Genomic DNA, 17,136 nt, shown 5'->3' on the forward strand with positions numbered 1-17,136 from the left:
ATGCGATTCCACTTCGCCTCGCGCATGCCGCGTCGCATGCAGAGATGCCTGCCACCCGCGAATGATGCGGCGCGTGCCTTCGAGTACCACCCGTCAGGCGAAGGTGCCGGTCGAAATCCGCGGCCAGCCCTCGCTTTTCCGCGCGGCGGCGAGCTTGCTCGTCCAGGCATCGATCAGGCTTGCGATCAGGAGACGGCCGGTGCCGCGCATGTCGGGCAGTTTCATGGTCGGTGTGCCGAGCGTCAGCGCAACCACGCCATGGGTCGCCGCGAGCAGCGCGGTCGCCAGCCGCTGCGGCAGGCCCGGCGCGGGTTCAGCGCCATGCGCCGCCAGAAATTCCCGCACCGAGACCACGAACAGTTCGTAGCTGCGGCGCGCGATCTCGGTCTCGCCGAAATAGACGCCGTCGGGAAACCGGCGGTCCTCGACCGTGCCGGACATCGAGAACAGCGAGCGGAAGTGATCGGGATTGTCGGCCCAGTAGTCGAGGTAGGTCTCCATCACCCGCCGCAGCCGCAGATCGCGGTCGGCGGTCTGCGCGCGGACCCGTTCAAGTGCTTCGGCAACCGCCTCGAGGTTCTGCTGCTTCACCGCGAGCAGCAGCAGCAGCTTGGTCGGGTAATATTTGAGGACGGTGCCCTTCGAATAGCCGATCGCGTCGGCGATCTTCTGGATCGAGACGGTCTCTAGCGTGCCGGCGGCGAATTCCTTGCGCGCGGTCTGAAGGATCAGCGCCTTCAGCGCCTCCTTGTCGGCCTCCTGGCGCGCCCTGCGCTGAAAGCGCCGCGCGCCCTTGCTGGGTCGCTCCTCGATCGACATGGCCGTCTCCTAAAGCATGATCCGGAAAAGTGCGAGGCGGTTTTCCGAAAAAGATCATGCTCAAACAAAGAGTTAAAGCGCGATGACAACTCAATCCAATCTCATCGCGCTTTAGAGCCTTTTTCCGCTCCGATGGAATCGGAACGAGGCCCTCTTGCCATACCTCAGTTAATTGACTATGGTCAATTAACTGATCGTAAGACGGGAGGATGCAATGAGCGCGCATGCGAGCCCCCTTGCCGGCGACATTGTCCGCAGTGACTTCGATCCATTCAGCCCGGCGACGCGGGCCGATCCCTACGGCACCTACGCGGAGCTGCGCGCCGCGGCGCCGGTCGTTCGCCTGACGAAGTACGACATCTGGGCGGTGCCGCGCTTTGCCGAGGTCAAGACGATCTTCGGAGACCATTTCAATTTCAGCAACGCCGGCGGCGCCGGGCTTGCGAACCACTTCAAGGAGAAGCCGTGGCGGCCGCCGAGCATCGTGCTGGAAGCCGATCCGCCGCTGCATAGTCGGACCCGCGCGGTGCTGGCGCGGATCCTCTCGCCCGGGGCGATGCGGCGGCTCGCCGACGACTTCAAGGCAAAGGCTGCAACGCTCGTCGACGGGCTGGTCGAACGCGGATCGTTCGACGCCATCAAGGACATCGCGGAGGTGTTTCCGGTCAGCGTATTCCCCGACGCGCTCGGCATCGATCAGGAGGGCCGCGAGAACTTCCTGACCTATGGCGCGATGGTGTTCGCCGGCTTCGGGCCGGAGAACGACTATTTTCGCGAGCTGATGAAAGAGGCGCCGCGCGTGCTGCCCTGGGTGGCGGCGCGCTGTCAGCGCGAGGCACTGCGCCCGGGCAGCTTCGGCGCGCAGGTTTACGAGGCGGCCGACACAGGAGAGATCAGCGCGGAAGAAGCGCCGCTCTTGGTGCGCTCGCTGCTCTCGGCCGGGCTCGACACCACGATCAGCGCCATCGGCATGGCGCTGTACACGCTCGCGCGCCATCCCGAGCAATGGGCGTTGCTCGCGGCCGATCCGTCGCTGTCGCGCGCTGCGTTCGACGAGACGCTGCGGTTCGATTCACCGGCGCCGTTCGTGTTCCGCACCACGCCGCACGAGACCGAGATATCAGGCGTTGCTATCGCCAAGCACGAGAAGGTGCTGCTGCTGCTCGCCTCCGCCAACCGCGACGAGACGCGCTGGGAGCATCCCGACCAGTTCGACATCAGGCGGCGGCTGTCAGGACACATGGGCTTCGGCGTCGGCATTCACGGCTGCGTCGGGCAGATGGTGGCGCGGCTGGAGGCGGAGGCCGTGATCGCAGCGCTCGCCAGCCGCGTGAAGCAGTTCGACATTGCGGGCTCGGTCGCCTTCCGCGACAGCTCGGGGCTGCGGGCGCTCAGCGCCATGCCGGTCCGCGTCACGCCGAAATAATTTTGTTGGCAGGCTACGAACCGAGGCCTGGCCCAAAAACAGAACCGGCGCACCTTTCGGCACGCCGGTCTGCCTTTTGCCCGCTTTGTAAACTCAGGTCATGCCGACGCCGCGCGCGGCGTGCGGTTGCGCGAGTTGCGCTGGAAGAACAGCGCCTGGCTCGCCACCGCCGACACCATTGCCGGCTGGAACGGTTTCGAGATCAGGAACGCCGGCTCCGGCCGCTCGCCGGTCAGGAAGCGCTCCGGATAGGCCGTGATGAACACCACCGGCACCTCGAAGGTGCGCAGCAGCTCGTTCACCGCATCGAGGCCCGACGAGCCGTCGGCGAGCTGGATGTCGGCGAGGATCAGGCCGGGCTTCTTGTTCTTGGCGAGCGCCACCGCATCGGAATGCGTGCGCGCGACGCCGATGACGTTGTGGCCGAGATTCTTCACCAGGCTCTCGAGGTCCATGGCGATGAAGGTCTCGTCCTCGATGATCAGGACGTCGGTCGCGATCTCGGCGGCCATCTCGCGGCCGGCGGCATCGGTCAGCTTGCGCGTCTCGGCGATGTCGGTGCCGAGGATGTAGCCGACCTCCTCCTCCGAGAAGCCTTCCAGCGACAGCAGCAGGAAGGCCTGCCGCGGCAGCGGCGTGATGTTGGAGAGCCGGCGCTCCGGCGGCAGCGACAGCGTCGCCACGTCCGCGTTGTCGTTGTTGTTCACCGAGACCGAATTCCAGATTTGGGTGAACAGCCGAAACAGACCGGCGCGCGGGCCGTGCGTCTGGTCCAGCAATGATCCGTCCTGCAACAGGGCCTCGAGCATGGCCCCGACATAGGCGTCCCCCGACGCCTGGTTTCCGGTCAGTGCGCGAGCGTAGCGGCGCAACAGCGGAAGGTGTTCGGCAACGATCTGCGATCGGGACATTCCCACTCCATCCTTGTTCTTAGGCCTGGGTTGTTGGGCCTTGTGGCCTGAAACCCGTTGTCTGGGGACGACAGAGTCCCGCTCCGAGAATCCAGTTTCTGGGGCGACCCCGGTTCCCCTGCATGCCCGACTACGCGCGAAAGCCGAAAAAGTTCCACGAAATAGTTCCAGCCTTCCGGAACTTTCTGCGCAACTTTGCATTAGCTCCTGACCGACGAGGCAACGCGGCCAGCCTCTTTTTTCGAGGAAACATCTTGGAAATCAGAGACTTAACTCCCGGGGAAGCGTGGATCAGATCATGAAGGAAGTAAAGAAGCAGGGCGGTCTCAACGCCGAGATTCAATCGAGAATCGGCCACCAGCTGCGCGCCATGTACGACGATGTGGTGCGGCAGGGGGTGCCCGACCGCTTTGCGGAGCTGATCCGCAAACTCGACGGGCCCGAGGCGGCCGCGGCGGCCGTGGCCGGGGGCGATACCGACAAGAACAATGGAGGGGACTAATGCCTCTCACGAATGAACTTCGCGACGACATCCTGGCGTCGGTCCCGAGCCTGCGCGCGTTCGCGATCTCGCTGTCCGGTAATGGTGACCGCGCCGACGATCTGGTGCAGGAGACCCTGCTGCGGGCGATCGCCAACATCGACTCGTTCCAGCCCGGCTCCAACCTTCCCGCGTGGTTGTTCACCATCCTGCGCAACCTGTTTCGCTCCGACTACCGGAAGCGGCGGCGCGAGGTCGAGGACGCCGAGGGCAACTATGCCAAGACGCTGAAGAGCCAGCCGTCGCAAGCCGCGCATCTGGAGTTCGAGGAATTCCGTGCGGCGCTCGAAAAGCTGCCGCAGGACCAGCGTGAAGCGTTGATCCTGGTGGGTGCCTCCGGCTTCTCCTACGAGGATGCCGCAGCGATCTGCGGCTGTGCGGTCGGCACCATCAAGAGCCGCGTCAACCGCGCCCGCTCGAAGCTTTCCGCGCTGCTCTATGTCGACAGCGCCGAGGATTTCGGCCCCGACAACACGGTGCGCGCCGTGATCGGCGGCAATGGCGGATAGCCGGGCGCGAGCGTCACTGAATACAGAAGAGGCGGCCCTCTGGTGGGCCGCCTCTTTTGCTTTCGGAAGGACAGGTCACGTTCACGCGACCGGCGTACGTAGACGCCGCATGATGCTTGGGTCTAGCCCGCCATCGCCTGCTTGACCGCGGCCGGCTTGAAGCCGTTCCTCAATTCGAGGATCTTGGCCGCGATCTCGGTCACCGGGACCGGATGACTGAACAGGAAGCCCTGGGCCTCGTTGCAGCCCTCGGCGCGCATGTGGTCGAGCTGCTCGACGGTCTCGATGCCTTCGGCGATCGTGGTCATGCCAAGACTTCTGCCAAGGCTGATGACGGCGCGCACGATCGATTTCGATCCATGCGTCGCGGTCGCGTCGCGCACGAAGGATTTGTCGATCTTGAGCTTGTCGAACGGAAAACTGCGCAGATAGCTCAGCGACGAATAGCCGGTGCCGAAATCGTCGAGCGCGATCCGCACGCCCTGCGCTTTCAGCTTGTGCAGCGTTGCAAGCGTCTCGGTGCTGTTCGCAAGGAAGACGGATTCGGTGATCTCGAGCTCCAGCCGGCGCGGCGACAATTTTGACGCCGCCAGCGCATTGACGACGACGTCGATGAAGTTGGGATCGCGAAACTGCACCGCGGAGACGTTGACCGCGAGCTTCATCTCGCTCGGCCAGGTGACGGCCTGTTCGCAGGCGCGGTCGAGCACCCATTCGCCGAGTGGACCGATCAGGCCGATCTCCTCCGCGATCGGGATGAACTGGTCCGGCGGCACCAATCCGCGCTTCGGGTGATGCCAACGCAGCAGCGCCTCGAAGCCGCAGATGCGGTCGAGATGGAGATCGTAGAGCGGCTGGTAGAACAGCGAAAACTCGTCCTTGACCATCGCCTCGCGAAGGTCGAGCTCGATCGCCCGCCGCCGCTGCAGGCTGGCGTCCATCGCAGGCTCGAAGAAGCGCCAGGTGCCCCGGCCCTCCATCTTGGCGCGGTACAGAGCGACGTCGGCATTCTTCAGCAGCTTCTCGCCGGTGGTGCCGTCGCCCGGCGACATCGAGATGCCGACGCTGCAGCCGACCACGACACGATGCCCGTTCAGTTCGTAGGGCGCACCGACGCATTCCACGATGCGGCGAGCCAGGCGTTCGGCCTCCTCGCCGCCCTGGACGCCACACTGGATGACCGCAAACTCGTCGCCGCCCAAACGCGCAACAGTGTCGACCTCGCGGACGCAAGCGTTGAGCCGGTCCGCGACCGCACACAGCAGTTCATCGCCGACCGGATGCCCGAGCGTGTCGTTGACCTGCTTGAAATTATCGAGATCGAGGCAGAACACCGCAAAGCCGGATCCGCGGCCGACCTGAGCGACCGCAAGCTCGATCCGTTCGGCGAGCAGCGTGCGGTTCGGCAGCTTGGTCAGGGCATCGTGCCGCGCCATGAACGCGATCTGCGACTCGGCGCGCTGCTGTTCGGTGACATCCTCGCAGGTGACCAGCCAGCCGCCGTCGGTTGTCGGCCGCTGCGCGATGGCGATGATCCGTCCATCGCTGAGATGCTGCAGATAGTTGCCCTCGTGCTGGGCCATCGATCGCTCGCGTTCCATCAGCAGGTCGGCGACGGTCCGCTCGCCATGATTGCCGGCGGCGACGCTGAGGCCGAGCACGTCTTCCATGGTCATTCCGGGAACGACGAGCTCCGGCGAAATATCGAAGATCTCGCAGAACCGGCGGTTCGCGACCTGCAGCCGCGCCTCGCTGTTGTAGAGGCACAGCCCTTGCGACATGTGCGTGAGCGCCGCATCGAGCCGCAGATTGGTCTCATGCAGCTCCGCCTTCTGCTGCTTCAGCGCGGAGATATCGCTGTAGACCAGGACGACGCCGCCCCCCTGAGTCTCGCTGCGGCTGACGCGCAGCCAGCGTCCGTCCGAAAGCTGCGCCTCGCTGGCAAATCCATCGATGTCACCATCGGCCGGCGCCAGGCTCGGGGCATCGAGCCGATCCGACTGCAGAAGCTGCGGCGAGAGGCGGATGAATTCGCTTGCCCGCGAGTTGGCCAGCGCGATCTGGCCGTCCGCATCGAGCAGCACGACGCCTTCGCGCGACGTTTCGAGCGCATCGGACAGCCGCGCCTGCGCGGAGCGGCGTTGCGACACTTCCTGATCGACCATCCGCCTGATGTTGTCGCGCATGGTTTCCATCGCCGTCAGCAGCGTGCCCAGCTCGTCGGTACCGCCCTTGGGGACGGTCGCGTCGAGGTCGCCGCCGGCGATGCTGCGCGCGGCCCGCGAGGCAATGGCGACGGGGCCGATGATGCGGCGCGCCAGCAACCACGAGAACAGCGCCGACAGGAACAGCGCAACCGTCAGCCCGGCGACGTTGAGCTGCAGGTCTCGCTTGATCGTCGAGAGCGCCTTTTGCCGGAACAGAAAGCCGTCGCCGGCCGTATAGTTGACCAATAGCTCAACCTGCTGGCTGACGATCTTGGAGTAGCGATCGACATCGCCGACCGTGGTGCTCGATGCGCGCGGATCGACCGCCGGATTTTCCTCCACGGACGATCCGATCGCGCGGCGATGCAGCGCCATCCAGGCGTCGGCGGCTTCCTGAACCTTTGCCGCGGCTTGCGCAGCCCGCGTGGACTGCGACCGGTCGGCGGCGATCGTCAGATCCTCCGAGAGCGTCTTGGCGAGCTTCTCGATCTGGCTGTCGAGGCTGGCACGGATCTCCGGATCGGTGGTCAGGAGGCGCTGCGACGACGCGACCCGCATCGAGGCGAAGTCCGCCCCGGCGGCGCGGGCGTAATTGATCGACATCAGGGATTCGTCGAACGTCTTGGCCACCAGGTCGCCGGCATGGCGGATGCCGAGGATGGAGTATCCGCCGAGCGCGACGGCAACGGCACTCATCGCGAGGCAGAAAATCAGGATCTGGGTGCGGATCGAACCCGTGGTCAGGGCAAGACGCGACAGGTGGCCGGTCGCGAACCGAATGGCTGCACCGGTCTTCGTCTTGACGTTGCCTAATAGGCTATCCATACCCGCGTTTCGCCGTAGTGCTCGATGTTCAAGCTACGCAGAAACGCGCAGCGCTGCGGAAAAATGACTGTCTGCTCAAAATTGCCTTAGTAGTGACTGGAACTCATGCTGAAATCGTTAAGATCAGCTGGCGATAATCACCGTTACAGGAAATCCGGGGGCGCCACTTGCACCCTGGAGGTGCCGATGTCGGGCATTCGAGGTTCAAGCGGGGGTCTTATGCAGTCAGCCTTGTTGCGCGCTGTGCGCCTGGGCCGGTTCGGCCGCGTGCCATTTGCGGCGGCGATCATCAGCGGAGCGCTAGCCGGAGCAGCTTTGGGCGCAGGCCCTTATGTCATTTCGCAGAAAGATCGCGAATTCAAGCCCGCCGAGATCTCGATCAAGCGCGGCGAGGCTTTACGGTTCATTAACGATGACGGCGAGCTGCTGCATCACGCTTATTTGAGCAGCGATACCTTCAGCTTCGACTCGGGCGACCAGCAGCCGGGCAGCAAGTTCGACGTCACCTTCTCCGTGGCCGGCGACTACACCGTGCTGTGCGGCATTCACCCCAAGATGAAGCTCGCCGTCCACGTCGCCAAATAGGCCATTTGAGGCAACGACGATCTACAGGACCGAGGTCTTGAAGAGCGCGGCGTGGCCGATATAGTAGACAAACAACGTCAGCGACAGCGCGGCACAGAGCGCGACCGGAGCAAGCCACGGGGCGCGACGATCGCGCGGCAACACCTTGTTGTCGGCGACGATCGCAAGCAGGACCGCGATGATCGCCGAGTGCCCGATGGTGTCGATCTTGCCGAATTCGAAGCATGCGCTGATGAACATCCCCGTCAGCACCGTCGCAGCGCAGCGCCGGATCAACGGCGTCCAGATCAAGGCGAAGGCGAGCGTGAATTCCACCATGCCGGCGGCGCGCATGTAGAACTCGTTGTCGAAGCCGAGAGTCATCGAGGCATGCTCGATCAGCAGCGGGAAGCTCCACTCCGGATAGGCCCATTTCTCGATCGAGGCCCACATCAACGTCACCGCCGCGGCGTACCGCATCACGTCGATCGGCCGGATGCCGAACAGGTCCTTGTTCAGCCCGATAAGCGCAAAATAGGCGGCAACGCCGAGAAAAATCGGGTAATCGGCGAGATGGAAGACGCCGTAGTCGCGGACACCGATCCCGAACAGGATCGCCATCCCCGCGGCCGACAATGGCAGCGTGCGCCGCGACAGCATGCCGGCGGCGATGCCGAGTTGCAACGCGCCGACCAAGTGTGACGTCGTCTTCAACTCGGGTGTCAGCAGGATCCCCCCGACCGCCCAGATCGAGATGAAAAAGAACGCGGCAACCGCGCGCATCATCAATTCGGTGCGCAGCCGCAATGGCTCAGTGATGCGGTCCAGCACCCGGATCGTCGCATCACCCAGCGATGTGGGCTCGATCAGGCAGCCCGCGAACAGCCAGAAGACAGCGACGCCGAGCAGCAGTTCAAAGTCGAGGCAAAGGACGTTCTCGAGTCCCCGGGGCTGACCGGCAACATCGTAGGCGCAGAACCATTTGACATGTGCCTCGGCACTGCGCGCGGCTGTGACGCAAAACAGAACCGCTGCAAAGCACGTGGCGAAATAGGAGCGCACAGCCGAGCCGGCATTTCGCTCCTGCCCACTAAACATTGAACCAACCGCCCACACACACTTAAGGACTTGTTTAACTTATATCAAATTTTAGGCTTTGCGCCTCCCCGTGACACCCGCTGGTTGCATTGTGGTTAATTGCGGCAGGCAGGCTCCGACCCGTCCCTCAGTGCAGTCTTTTCAGCCGGTTCCATCGAATTTTAGCTAATTCCGGCACGGGGGCTCAATTCAACTGTCGTAGTGAAACCCGGACAAATCGGATCGGGAGGCCGGTTAGATGTTCGGAGCGTTGAGTGTCGTGAGTATCGGGGTGGGGTCGGCCCTCGCCTACCTGACCGAACCATCCGCGGCGCACGCGGCGACGCTGGAGACCTGCGCAGGCGCATTCCTGATCGTCGGGCTCGGCCTCCTGGGGGCCGCACTGCCGCACCTGGCCTGACGAGGCCCGTTCTAAACCCTCTGCGGCGGTCAGCGCGGCAGTTTGGGGACCCCCGCCACCGGCGGGGCGGTGGCGGTGAGGGTTTGCAGGAAGGCGATCAGATCCTTCTTGTCGCCTGCGGTCAGAGACAACGGCCTGATGTCAGGCGACCGGCTCGGCCGCTCGATCCCGCCCTTGTTGTACAGCTCGATGACATCTTCCAGCGTTGCGACCGATCCGTCGTGCATGTAGGGCGCACGGCGTGCGACGTCGCGCAATGTCGGGGTCTTGAACGCGTATTTCAGCTTCGCCGACGTCGGAAAGAAGCGGCCGCGCCCGATGTCGTGGCCCTTGGCGGTGCCGATATCCTGGAAGGATCCGTCGGAGAAGGACGGGCCGCTGTGGCAGGACGAACACCGTCCCTTGCCGTTGAAGAGCTCGAAGCCCTGCTTGGCCGATGCGCTGATCGCGTTCTCGTCGCCCTTGATCCAGCGGTCGAACGGCGCCTCGCCGGCAACGATGGAGCGCTCGAAGGTCGCCAGCGACTGCTCGATCCTCGGCCGCGTGATCGCGCCGTCTCCGAACGCGTGGGCGAATGCATCGACATAGCCTGGGATCGCCGAGAGCCGCGCGATCAAATCCGCCTCGGTCATGTTGAGGTTCATCGGACTGAGGATCGGCCCGAACGCAACGGATTCGAGATCTTTGAACTTGCCGTCCCATCCCAGCGGCTCGAAGAAGGCCACGTCGATCAGCGTCGGCGAGCGGATCGGCAGGCCCTTCGGGTCCTCGCCGATGGCGCGCGGAAGGCCGTCGGCCCATGACAGGCTCGGCTTGTGGCAGCTCGCGCAGGCGTGCGTCTTCGACCGCGACAGCAGCGGATCGAAGAACAGCATCTGGCCGAGTGCGGACTTCGCCTCCGAATAGGGATTGCTGCTCGGGAAGGGGACGACGTCCGGCCGGCGATAGCTGGCACGGGTTGCGGCAGGGTCCTTCGGCGCCGTCGCCGGGGTGAAGGCAAGCGACAGCCCTACCGGCAAAACTGCCGCGAGCAAGGTCAGGCTGACCCAAAGCCTCATCGGGGTCCTCAAGCGGTATCCTGCTCGGTATATGCCCAAGCATGTTCAACGAAGTTTTAACGCTCGGTTGCGGGATATTACGGATGCCGGTGTCGGTCCCGGCGTATTCCCATCATCGTGAATACGATCAATCCGCGCAGCGATAGAGCCGCACAACCTGTAGCGGCCGCGCGCGGCTATTTCTTCGCCGGACGGACCGGCGCGGAGAACTGCTCGGTGCGGTCGCGCTCGGTCATGTCGACCACGGTATCCATCGGCGCGGTCAGCTCGTAAACATAGGAGACGTCGGTGAAGTAGCGCTTCGCGGTGCCGCCGAGCGCCTCCGGCGCGACACGGTCGAGCAGGATCAGGCCGAAATCACTGTCGGCCCGCCGCGTCGCCTGGCTGGTGTTGAACTCCTCCCAGCGGAAATGGAAGACCGCGTCGGCATCCTCGCCGACCACTTCCCAATTGGCGACGATGTGCGGATGCTTGCCGACCAGCGACAGCCCTTCATCGGAGTGCGAGGCGAGCTCGAAGAACAGCAGCGATAGCGATTGCGCGGCGCGGGCGCTGACGGTGATGTCAGGGCCGTTCACCGCGATCCGGTCGGCATGCGGAATCGCGCGCGATTCGAACAGGCCCTTCAGCTTGACGCCCTGCCACTGGCTCTCGCTCAGCAGCGTGACGACATTCGACATCGCGTGGATGCGCCCGATCAGAAGTTCGCGCGCGACATCGATATCGGCGCCGTGCCGCAGCGTGCGGGTCACGATCGACTGGATCACCGCGAGGATGTTCTTGACCCGATGGTTGAGCTCGTCGATCACGGCAGTCAGCCGGCGCTCGAAGCCGATCCGGACCTCGATCTCGCGGCTGAGGCGCAAATTGTTGTAGGCGACGTAGCCGAACAGGCCGCAGACGATGCCGGTCAGCGCGAGGCCGATCGCCGCGACGATGGTCGCGGTCTGCTGCGCCCGCACCGTCGCGTTGCTCTTGGCGTAATAGTCGAGCGACCAGTCACGGCCGCCGAACGTCACCGTGCGGACCATCGACGGCGACGGGCCGTCCTGGCGCACCGCGCGCGAGGTGACGATGCCCTGCTCGTTGGCGGTGAACTCGTCGTTGGAATCGCGAGGATCCTTCAGCGCCACCGCGAACAGCGAGGAATCGTCGTTGGTCAGCATCAGCGCCGACAATTCATACGAGAAAGTGATGAAGCCGGCCGGCTCGGAGGCGCCCTCCTGGAACACCGGCGCGGCGAGCACGACGCCGACCGGGCCGTTCAGCCGCAGCAGCGGCACCGGGTCCGAGGCCACCGGCTTGGCGTTGGCCATCGCCCGCGCCAGCATCGGACCGACCACCGAGTGACGGTCGAAGGCGCGGCCCGGGATGCTCAGGGTCTCCGGATTGCGCGGCTCGACGTCCATCAGCACGTTGATCGGCTTGTCGAGCGCCTTGAGGTCGAGCGCCTGGTCGTCGAAATCCCGGATGGTTGGATTGGTGAAGCCGTTGGCCTTCAGCTCGGCCTCCGCTGCACTCAGCTCGTTCGGCTTGAGCCGCGCGATCCAGGCAGCGACGACGAAATCGGTCTTGAAGGCATAGATCGCCGAGCGCAGCGGCTGCAGCATGTTGGCCTTCACCATCGAGGGCGTCTTGAACAGACCCGATGCCACCCGCGCCAGCAGCTCGCGCTCGGTCAGACGGTCCTGCACCAGGCTGGCATGGACGTCGATCGCCCGCGCCAACGCGATGCCGTCGATCGCGAGCTCCTGATCGTGCACCCGATAGGCGGCAAGACCGGAGAGCAGAACTCCGATCAGTGCAATCAACGCAACGATGAAGCCCAGTCGAACCACACGCTTACTCGGCAATCAGGGGGTGGCGAAAGGGGACTGAAGGCATCTGGTTTCTGCGGGGGCGGCGACAAATCAGGGAGCGATGAACGCCAGCCGCAATGCAATATGGAATGGCGATCATCGGTACGCAACAGGAGCCGGTCGGCAACATTAACGACGACGCCACCCGGCGGTCTTTGGCGGCGCCAAAGGTTGCTAATCGTCAAAGTTGGAATTTGTTCCGGCGATTGCGCAGCTTTTTTGCGGCGGAGTGAGTCCCAATGACTGCCTCACCGTCATCCTGAGGAGCCGCGAAGCGGCGTCTCGAAGGATGAACGGCCCGGCTGGTGGCCGTACACCCTTCGAGGCTCGCTACGCTCGCAGTGACGGGGAGAGAGCCGGTACGCCGCCACAATGATTAACGACGATCTGGTCTTGGCACCCGCCTTGTTAAACCGTCTTGGCGGCCCTGCCTTCGCCCTGCGACCGAAGGCCACCCTTGGTCTCGATGAAGCTGATGATGCGGTCGAGGCCCTCGCTCTTCTTCAGATTGGTCATCACGAAGGGCCGCTCGCCGCGCATCCGCCTGGCGTCGGTGTCCATCTTCTCAAGCGACGCACCGACATGGGGCGCGAGGTCGATCTTGTTGATCACCAGGAGGTCGGATCGCGTGATGCCCGGGCCGCCCTTGGAGGGGATCTTGTCGCCGGCGGCGACATCGATGACGTAGATCGTGAGGTCAGCCAGTTCCGGCGAGAAGGTCGCCGCCAGATTGTCGCCGCCGGACTCGATCAGGACCAGATCGAGGTCGGGAAATTTCGCGCGCATGTCGGCGACCGCGGCGAGGTTCATCGAGGCGTCCTCGCGGATCGCGGTGTGCGGGCAGCCGCCGGTCTCGACGCCGGCGATGCGGTCCGGCGTCAGCGAGCCGGAGCGCACCAGAAATTCGGCGTCCCATTTGGTGTAGATGTCGTTGGTGATCGCGGCGATGTCGTAGCGCTCGCGCATCGACTTGCAGAGCAGATCCATCAGCGCGGTCTTGCCGGAGCCGACCGGGCCGCCGACGCCGACGCGGAGTGGGCCGTGAGAAGTGGGCATGTGCGAAGCTCTCTCCGTTATCGTCGTCCCGGCCTAGTGCGCATCATGACCGGAACAGCCGCGTATACTGCGTCTCGTGACGCAGGCTCGCAAGGTCCGCCCGGAAGGTCGCGCTACCGAGATCGTCGAGCGTGGCTGCATTGGCCCGCGCTGCGGTCGCGGCAACGACCGGCTCGAGATCGGCCAGCACGCGCTGGCTGTCGGTCTGCCCGAGCGGGATCAGCCGGCTGCCCGCGGAAATCCAGTTGGAGAGCACGGCGTGCAGGAAAGCATGCAGCGAGGGCGCCAGCCGGATGCCGTGCGCAGCGCTGACGATGCCGACCGCGACCGGATAGACGATCGGGCCGTCGCAGGCGGCGACCATTGCGTCGAGGCCGGGCGAATTCCAGGCAGCTCGCGCGATCTCGATGAAGGCGCGTCCCTGCGTCGTGGTCTCGAGCTGCCGCTCGCGCGACGGCACGAAGGCCGCTGCAAGCTCGGCGATCTCCCTCAGCCCGGCGTGGCTGGGCTCCGACGCCGCGCGATGGCTTTGCGCAAGGAACACGGCGTCGCAAAATCCGCTGCCGTCAGTGAGCATCGCGGCGAGCCAGTCCCGCAGCGTCGCGGCATCGGTGATGTCGCCGGCCTCGACCGCCCATTCGATGCCGCTGGAATAGGCGAACGCGCCCACCGGAAAGGACGGCGACAGCCACGTCATCAGCCGATACAGCGCGGCTGCCTCGTCCTCCGCCATCCCGCCGCGCAACGCGGCGGGATCGGGCTCATTTGTGGTCATGAGCATGGGAGTGGTCGTGATGATGATGGGCATGCTCGCAATGCTCATCATGATGATGGTGATCGTGGTCATGCCCGTGATCATGATCATGGCCGTGGTGGTGACCATGATCATGCGCATGGCTGTGGGCATGATCGTGCCCGGTGTGAGCATGCGCGTGCGCGTCGGCGTGCGCGTGCTCGGCATAGGCACCGCCCTCGGGATCGAACGGCGCCTCGATCTCGATAACACGGGCCCCAAGCCCCTTCACCATCGCCTCGATCACGTGATCCCTGCGGATGCGCAGGCCCTTCGGCATGATCTGCGTCGGCAGATGGCGGTTGCCGAGATGCCAGGCGACCCGGATCAGATGATGCGGATCGCTGCCGCGGATCTCGGCGAGCGGCTCGGGAGCTGCGACCACCTCGACGAGGCGGCCGTCCTCCAGCACCAGCGCATCGCCGCCGCGCAACGCGACGGCGTTTTCGAGGTCGAGCAGGAATTCGAGCCCGCGCGTCCCTGATATCACCATCCGCCGCCGGTGCCGGTCGTCGAAATCGAGCACGACGGTGTCGGCTGCCGCTTCCTTCCAGCGATGCTGTCCCAGGACCTTGATTGCACGGATCATCGATGCCTCAGAGCTTCTGAACCTTGGCGTCGCTGATGATCTCGATCACCGTCGGCCCGGTCTTCATGTCGGCAGAATATTCGCGCCACACCTTCATGTGCGGCGCCTTGCTGTGCGCGGTCAGGTCGTCGCGGGTTTCCCAGCGCTCCACTACCACATACAGATTGGGATCATTGACGCTGACATGGCCCTCATAGGAGAGGCAGCCCTTCTCCTTATGGGTCTCGGCGATGCAGGCCTTATGTCCCCGAATGAAGTCGTCCTTGTTTTCCGGCTTCATCGGCGTGGTGGCGATGACATAGATCATGCTGTGTCTCCCGTTCTTATCGTTGTTTTAGCGGACGTCGACCTTCTCGGGCGTGATCACCTCGATCTTCGGCGGCGCGGCCATGCACTTCACTGCGACCCGGCCGAACGTCTTCATGTGCTCGGCGGTGCGATGCGGCACCAGCGCCTCGGCGTTTTCCCACTGCTCGACGAACACCATCTTGCTGTGGTCGGTGACGCTCTCATGCAGATCGTAGGCGATGTTGCCGGGCTCCTTGCGGGTTTCCTTGATGCAGGCCGTCGCCGCAGCGATGAATTCGGCGCGGGTCTCGGGCTTGATGGTCAGCGTAGCAACGACGTAAATCACGGAAACTTCCTCCCGGTTTTCTCTTTTGGCGCGGGTCTTGTTTGACGCGCTTTTTCCGCGAACCGGAAATCCGCTCCGCTCGAAAACGCTCTGGTTACCGGGGTGGGTTTTAGAACATAAAATAGCGCTGTGCCATGGGCAGCACCTCCGCCGGCGCGCAGGTCAGGAGTTCGCCGTCTGCGCGCACCTCATAGGTCTCCGGATCGACCTCGATCTCCGGCGTCGCATCGTTGTGGATCATGCTCTTCTTGGAGATTTTCCCGCGGGTGTTCTGCACCGCGTAGAGCTTTTTGCTGATCCCGAGCTTGCGGGCGAGGCCGCCGGTGACCGCGGCCTTCGAGGTGAACACCACCGAGGACGCGGTGAGCGACTTGCCGAAGGCGGCGAACATAGGCTGGTAATGCACCGGCTGCGGCGTCGGGATCGAGGCATTGGGATCGCCCATCGGCGCCGCCACGATCGAGCCGCCCTTGATGATGCAGTCCGGCTTGACGCCGAAGAACGCCGGCGACCACAGCACGAGGTCGGCGAGCTTGCCCTTCTCGACCGAGCCGATCAGCTTTGACACGCCATGCGCGATCGCCGGGTTGATGGTGTATTTGGCGATGTAACGCTTGACGCGGAAATTATCGTTGTCGTTGCCCTTGTCCTGCGGCAGGGAACCGCGCTGCTTCTTCATCTTGTCGGCGGTCTGCCAGGTGCGGATGATGACTTCGCCAAGCCGGCCCATGGCCTGCGAATCCGACGACATCATCGAGAGCGCGCCGAGATCGTGCAGGATATCCTCGGCCGCGATGGTCTCCTTGCGGATCCGGCTTTCGGCGAAGGCGAGGTCTTCGGCGATCGACGGATCGAGGTGGTGGCACACCATCAGCATGTCCAGATGCTCGTCGATGGTGTTGCGGGTGAACGGCCTTGTCGGATTGGTCGAGGACGGCAGCACGTTCTTCAGGCCTGCGATCTTGATGATGTCAGGCGCGTGGCCGCCGCCGGCCCCTTCGGTGTGGAAGGCATGGATGGTGCGGCCCTTGAACGCCTTCACCGTGTCCTCGACGAAGCCGGATTCGTTCAGCGTGTCCGAATGCAGCATCACCTGGACGTCGTAATCGTCGGCCACCGACAGGCAGGTGTCGATCGCCGATGGCGTGGTGCCCCAGTCCTCATGCAGCTTCAGCGCGCAGGCGCCGGCCTTGATCATCTCGACCAGCGCTGCCGGACGCGAGGCGTTGCCCTTACCGGAAATGCCGAGGTTGACCGGGAAGGCATCGAACGACTGGATCATCCGCCCCATGTGCCACGGGCCGGGCGTGCAGGTGGTGGCGAAGGTGCCATGCGACGGACCGGTGCCGCCGCCCAGCATCGAGGTGACGCCCGACATCAGCGCGTGCTCGATCTGCTGCGGGCAGATGAAATGGATGTGGCTGTCGAACCCGCCGGCGGTGAGGATCTTGCCTTCGCCCGCGATCACGTCGGTGCCGGGGCCGATGATGATGGTGACATTGGGCTGGATGTCCGGATTGCCGGCCTTGCCGATCGCGGCGATCATGCCCTCCTTGATCGCGACGTCGGCCTTCACGATGCCCCAGTGGTCGACGATCAGCGCGTTGGTGATCACGGTATCGGCCGCGCCCTGCGCGTTGGTCACCTGCGACTGCCCCATGCCGTCGCGGATCACCTTGCCACCGCCGAACTTCACCTCCTCGCCATAGGTGGTGAGATCCTTCTCGACCTCGATGATCAGGTCGGTGTCGGCGAGCCGCACCCTGTCGCCGGTGGTCGGGCCGAACATGTCGGCGTAGACGGAACGCTTGATCTTCACGGACATATCAGCCCCGTTTGCGTTTGAA

At 64.3% G+C, this 17,136-nt stretch carries 18 protein-coding genes; 6 read left to right on the forward strand and 12 right to left on the reverse strand.

The window, feature by feature from the left end; translation table 11 throughout:
* Positions 1 to 93 precede the first annotated feature (93 nt).
* Positions 94 to 819: a TetR/AcrR family transcriptional regulator gene (locus tag QDT69_RS17665; protein ID WP_279707751.1), complete on the reverse strand. Its 726-nt coding sequence runs from the start codon at positions 817 to 819 to the stop codon at positions 94 to 96.
* A 214-nt stretch (positions 820 to 1,033) separates the two neighbouring features.
* Between QDT69_RS17665 and QDT69_RS17670 the strand changes: the two genes are divergently transcribed.
* Complete coding sequence (locus tag QDT69_RS17670) at positions 1,034 to 2,245, forward strand: cytochrome P450 (RefSeq protein ID WP_279707752.1); 1,212 nt, start codon at positions 1,034 to 1,036, stop codon at positions 2,243 to 2,245.
* A 98-nt stretch (positions 2,246 to 2,343) separates the two neighbouring features.
* Here QDT69_RS17670 and QDT69_RS17675 read toward each other — a convergent pair whose 3' ends face one another.
* Positions 2,344 to 3,156: a response regulator gene (locus QDT69_RS17675; RefSeq protein ID WP_016847263.1), complete on the reverse strand. Its 813-nt coding sequence runs from the start codon at positions 3,154 to 3,156 to the stop codon at positions 2,344 to 2,346.
* Between the two features lie 298 nt (positions 3,157 to 3,454).
* Between QDT69_RS17675 and QDT69_RS17680 the strand changes: the two genes are divergently transcribed.
* Both QDT69_RS17680 and QDT69_RS17685 read left to right on the forward strand, forming a co-directional pair.
* Positions 3,455 to 3,658: a NepR family anti-sigma factor gene (locus tag QDT69_RS17680; RefSeq protein WP_018269610.1), complete on the forward strand. Its 204-nt coding sequence runs from the start codon at positions 3,455 to 3,457 to the stop codon at positions 3,656 to 3,658.
* The gene (locus QDT69_RS17685) at positions 3,658 to 4,206 is read left to right on the forward strand and encodes a sigma-70 family RNA polymerase sigma factor (RefSeq protein ID WP_016847265.1); all 549 of its coding nucleotides are present in this window, start codon (positions 3,658 to 3,660) and stop codon (positions 4,204 to 4,206) included. The genes QDT69_RS17680 and QDT69_RS17685 overlap by 1 nt, the downstream gene beginning before the upstream one ends.
* Positions 4,207 to 4,328: 122 nt before the next feature.
* On the opposite strand, the gene QDT69_RS17690 is transcribed toward QDT69_RS17685, so the two are convergent.
* On the reverse strand, positions 4,329 to 7,238 hold the full coding sequence (locus tag QDT69_RS17690) for an EAL domain-containing protein (protein WP_279707755.1): 2,910 nt from the start codon (positions 7,236 to 7,238) through the stop codon (positions 4,329 to 4,331).
* 186 nt (positions 7,239 to 7,424) lie between these two features.
* Between QDT69_RS17690 and QDT69_RS17695 the strand changes: the two genes are divergently transcribed.
* Positions 7,425 to 7,823, forward strand: a complete 399-nt coding sequence (locus QDT69_RS17695) for a methylamine utilization protein (RefSeq protein ID WP_279707756.1) — start codon at positions 7,425 to 7,427, stop codon at positions 7,821 to 7,823.
* Between the two features lie 21 nt (positions 7,824 to 7,844).
* On the opposite strand, the gene QDT69_RS17700 is transcribed toward QDT69_RS17695, so the two are convergent.
* Entirely contained in the window at positions 7,845 to 8,828 is a 984-nt protein-coding gene (locus QDT69_RS17700) for a hypothetical protein (protein WP_279707901.1), read from the reverse strand.
* A gap of 310 nt (positions 8,829 to 9,138) precedes the next feature.
* Between QDT69_RS17700 and QDT69_RS17705 the strand changes: the two genes are divergently transcribed.
* Positions 9,139 to 9,300, forward strand: coding sequence for a hypothetical protein (locus QDT69_RS17705; RefSeq protein WP_279707757.1), 162 nt, complete (start codon positions 9,139 to 9,141; stop codon positions 9,298 to 9,300).
* 29 nt (positions 9,301 to 9,329) lie between these two features.
* Here the strand turns inward: QDT69_RS17705 and QDT69_RS17710 are convergent, their stop codons facing one another.
* Positions 9,330 to 10,358 (reverse strand): cytochrome c peroxidase, encoded by a 1,029-nt coding sequence (locus QDT69_RS17710; RefSeq protein WP_279707758.1) that lies wholly within the window; start codon positions 10,356 to 10,358, stop codon positions 9,330 to 9,332.
* A 176-nt stretch (positions 10,359 to 10,534) separates the two neighbouring features.
* A complete protein-coding gene (locus tag QDT69_RS17715; protein WP_279707759.1) occupies positions 10,535 to 12,196 on the reverse strand; it encodes an HWE histidine kinase domain-containing protein in 1,662 nt (553 codons plus the stop codon).
* 110 nt (positions 12,197 to 12,306) lie between these two features.
* Between QDT69_RS17715 and QDT69_RS17720 the strand changes: the two genes are divergently transcribed.
* On the forward strand, positions 12,307 to 12,450 hold the full coding sequence (locus tag QDT69_RS17720; protein WP_279707760.1) for a hypothetical protein: 144 nt from the start codon (positions 12,307 to 12,309) through the stop codon (positions 12,448 to 12,450).
* A 175-nt stretch (positions 12,451 to 12,625) separates the two neighbouring features.
* Here QDT69_RS17720 and ureG read toward each other — a convergent pair whose 3' ends face one another.
* From ureG to ureC, 6 genes are all read right to left on the reverse strand, one after another.
* On the reverse strand, positions 12,626 to 13,273 hold the full coding sequence (gene ureG / locus QDT69_RS17725) for an urease accessory protein UreG (RefSeq protein WP_279707761.1): 648 nt from the start codon (positions 13,271 to 13,273) through the stop codon (positions 12,626 to 12,628).
* A gap of 43 nt (positions 13,274 to 13,316) precedes the next feature.
* Positions 13,317 to 14,054 carry an urease accessory protein UreF gene (locus QDT69_RS17730; protein ID WP_279707762.1) on the reverse strand — a complete coding sequence of 246 codons (738 nt, stop codon included), beginning with the start codon at positions 14,052 to 14,054 and terminating at the stop codon, positions 13,317 to 13,319.
* Positions 14,035 to 14,655, reverse strand: coding sequence for an urease accessory protein UreE (locus QDT69_RS17735; RefSeq protein WP_279707763.1), 621 nt, complete (start codon positions 14,653 to 14,655; stop codon positions 14,035 to 14,037). Before QDT69_RS17735 ends, QDT69_RS17730 begins: the two co-directional genes overlap by 20 nt.
* A 7-nt stretch (positions 14,656 to 14,662) precedes the next feature.
* Positions 14,663 to 14,962 carry a putative quinol monooxygenase gene (locus tag QDT69_RS17740; protein WP_021076828.1) on the reverse strand — a complete coding sequence of 100 codons (300 nt, stop codon included), beginning with the start codon at positions 14,960 to 14,962 and terminating at the stop codon, positions 14,663 to 14,665.
* A 27-nt stretch (positions 14,963 to 14,989) separates the two neighbouring features.
* On the reverse strand, positions 14,990 to 15,289 hold the full coding sequence (locus QDT69_RS17745; RefSeq protein ID WP_024581875.1) for a putative quinol monooxygenase: 300 nt from the start codon (positions 15,287 to 15,289) through the stop codon (positions 14,990 to 14,992).
* Between the two features lie 109 nt (positions 15,290 to 15,398).
* Positions 15,399 to 17,114: an urease subunit alpha gene (gene ureC, locus QDT69_RS17750; RefSeq protein ID WP_279707765.1), complete on the reverse strand. Its 1,716-nt coding sequence runs from the start codon at positions 17,112 to 17,114 to the stop codon at positions 15,399 to 15,401.
* Positions 17,115 to 17,136: the final 22 nt, after the last annotated feature.

Origin of the sequence: Bradyrhizobium sp. CER78 (genome assembly GCF_029846235.1) — a bacterium.
Classification (GTDB): domain Bacteria; phylum Pseudomonadota; class Alphaproteobacteria; order Rhizobiales; family Xanthobacteraceae; genus Bradyrhizobium.

Bases quoted from the DNA above. Each gene is read 5' to 3' on its own strand.
- QDT69_RS17665 (WP_279707751.1), bottom strand. From the start codon at position 819: ATGTCGATCGAGGAGCGACCCAGCAAGGGCGCGCGGCGCTTTCAGCGC.
- QDT69_RS17670 (WP_279707752.1), top strand. From the start codon at position 1,034: ATGAGCGCGCATGCGAGCCCCCTTGCCGGCGACATTGTCCGCAGTGAC.
- QDT69_RS17675 (WP_016847263.1), bottom strand. From the start codon at position 3,156: ATGTCCCGATCGCAGATCGTTGCCGAACACCTTCCGCTGTTGCGCCGC.
- QDT69_RS17680 (WP_018269610.1), top strand. From the start codon at position 3,455: ATGAAGGAAGTAAAGAAGCAGGGCGGTCTCAACGCCGAGATTCAATCG.
- QDT69_RS17685 (WP_016847265.1), top strand. From the start codon at position 3,658: ATGCCTCTCACGAATGAACTTCGCGACGACATCCTGGCGTCGGTCCCG.
- QDT69_RS17690 (WP_279707755.1), bottom strand. From the start codon at position 7,238: ATGGATAGCCTATTAGGCAACGTCAAGACGAAGACCGGTGCAGCCATT.
- QDT69_RS17695 (WP_279707756.1), top strand. From the start codon at position 7,425: ATGTCGGGCATTCGAGGTTCAAGCGGGGGTCTTATGCAGTCAGCCTTG.
- QDT69_RS17705 (WP_279707757.1), top strand. From the start codon at position 9,139: ATGTTCGGAGCGTTGAGTGTCGTGAGTATCGGGGTGGGGTCGGCCCTC.
- QDT69_RS17710 (WP_279707758.1), bottom strand. From the start codon at position 10,358: ATGAGGCTTTGGGTCAGCCTGACCTTGCTCGCGGCAGTTTTGCCGGTA.
- QDT69_RS17720 (WP_279707760.1), top strand. From the start codon at position 12,307: ATGGCGATCATCGGTACGCAACAGGAGCCGGTCGGCAACATTAACGAC.
- ureG (WP_279707761.1), bottom strand. From the start codon at position 13,273: ATGCCCACTTCTCACGGCCCACTCCGCGTCGGCGTCGGCGGCCCGGTC.
- QDT69_RS17730 (WP_279707762.1), bottom strand. From the start codon at position 14,054: ATGCTCATGACCACAAATGAGCCCGATCCCGCCGCGTTGCGCGGCGGG.
- QDT69_RS17735 (WP_279707763.1), bottom strand. From the start codon at position 14,655: ATGATCCGTGCAATCAAGGTCCTGGGACAGCATCGCTGGAAGGAAGCG.
- QDT69_RS17740 (WP_021076828.1), bottom strand. From the start codon at position 14,962: ATGATCTATGTCATCGCCACCACGCCGATGAAGCCGGAAAACAAGGAC.
- ureC (WP_279707765.1), bottom strand. From the start codon at position 17,114: ATGTCCGTGAAGATCAAGCGTTCCGTCTACGCCGACATGTTCGGCCCG.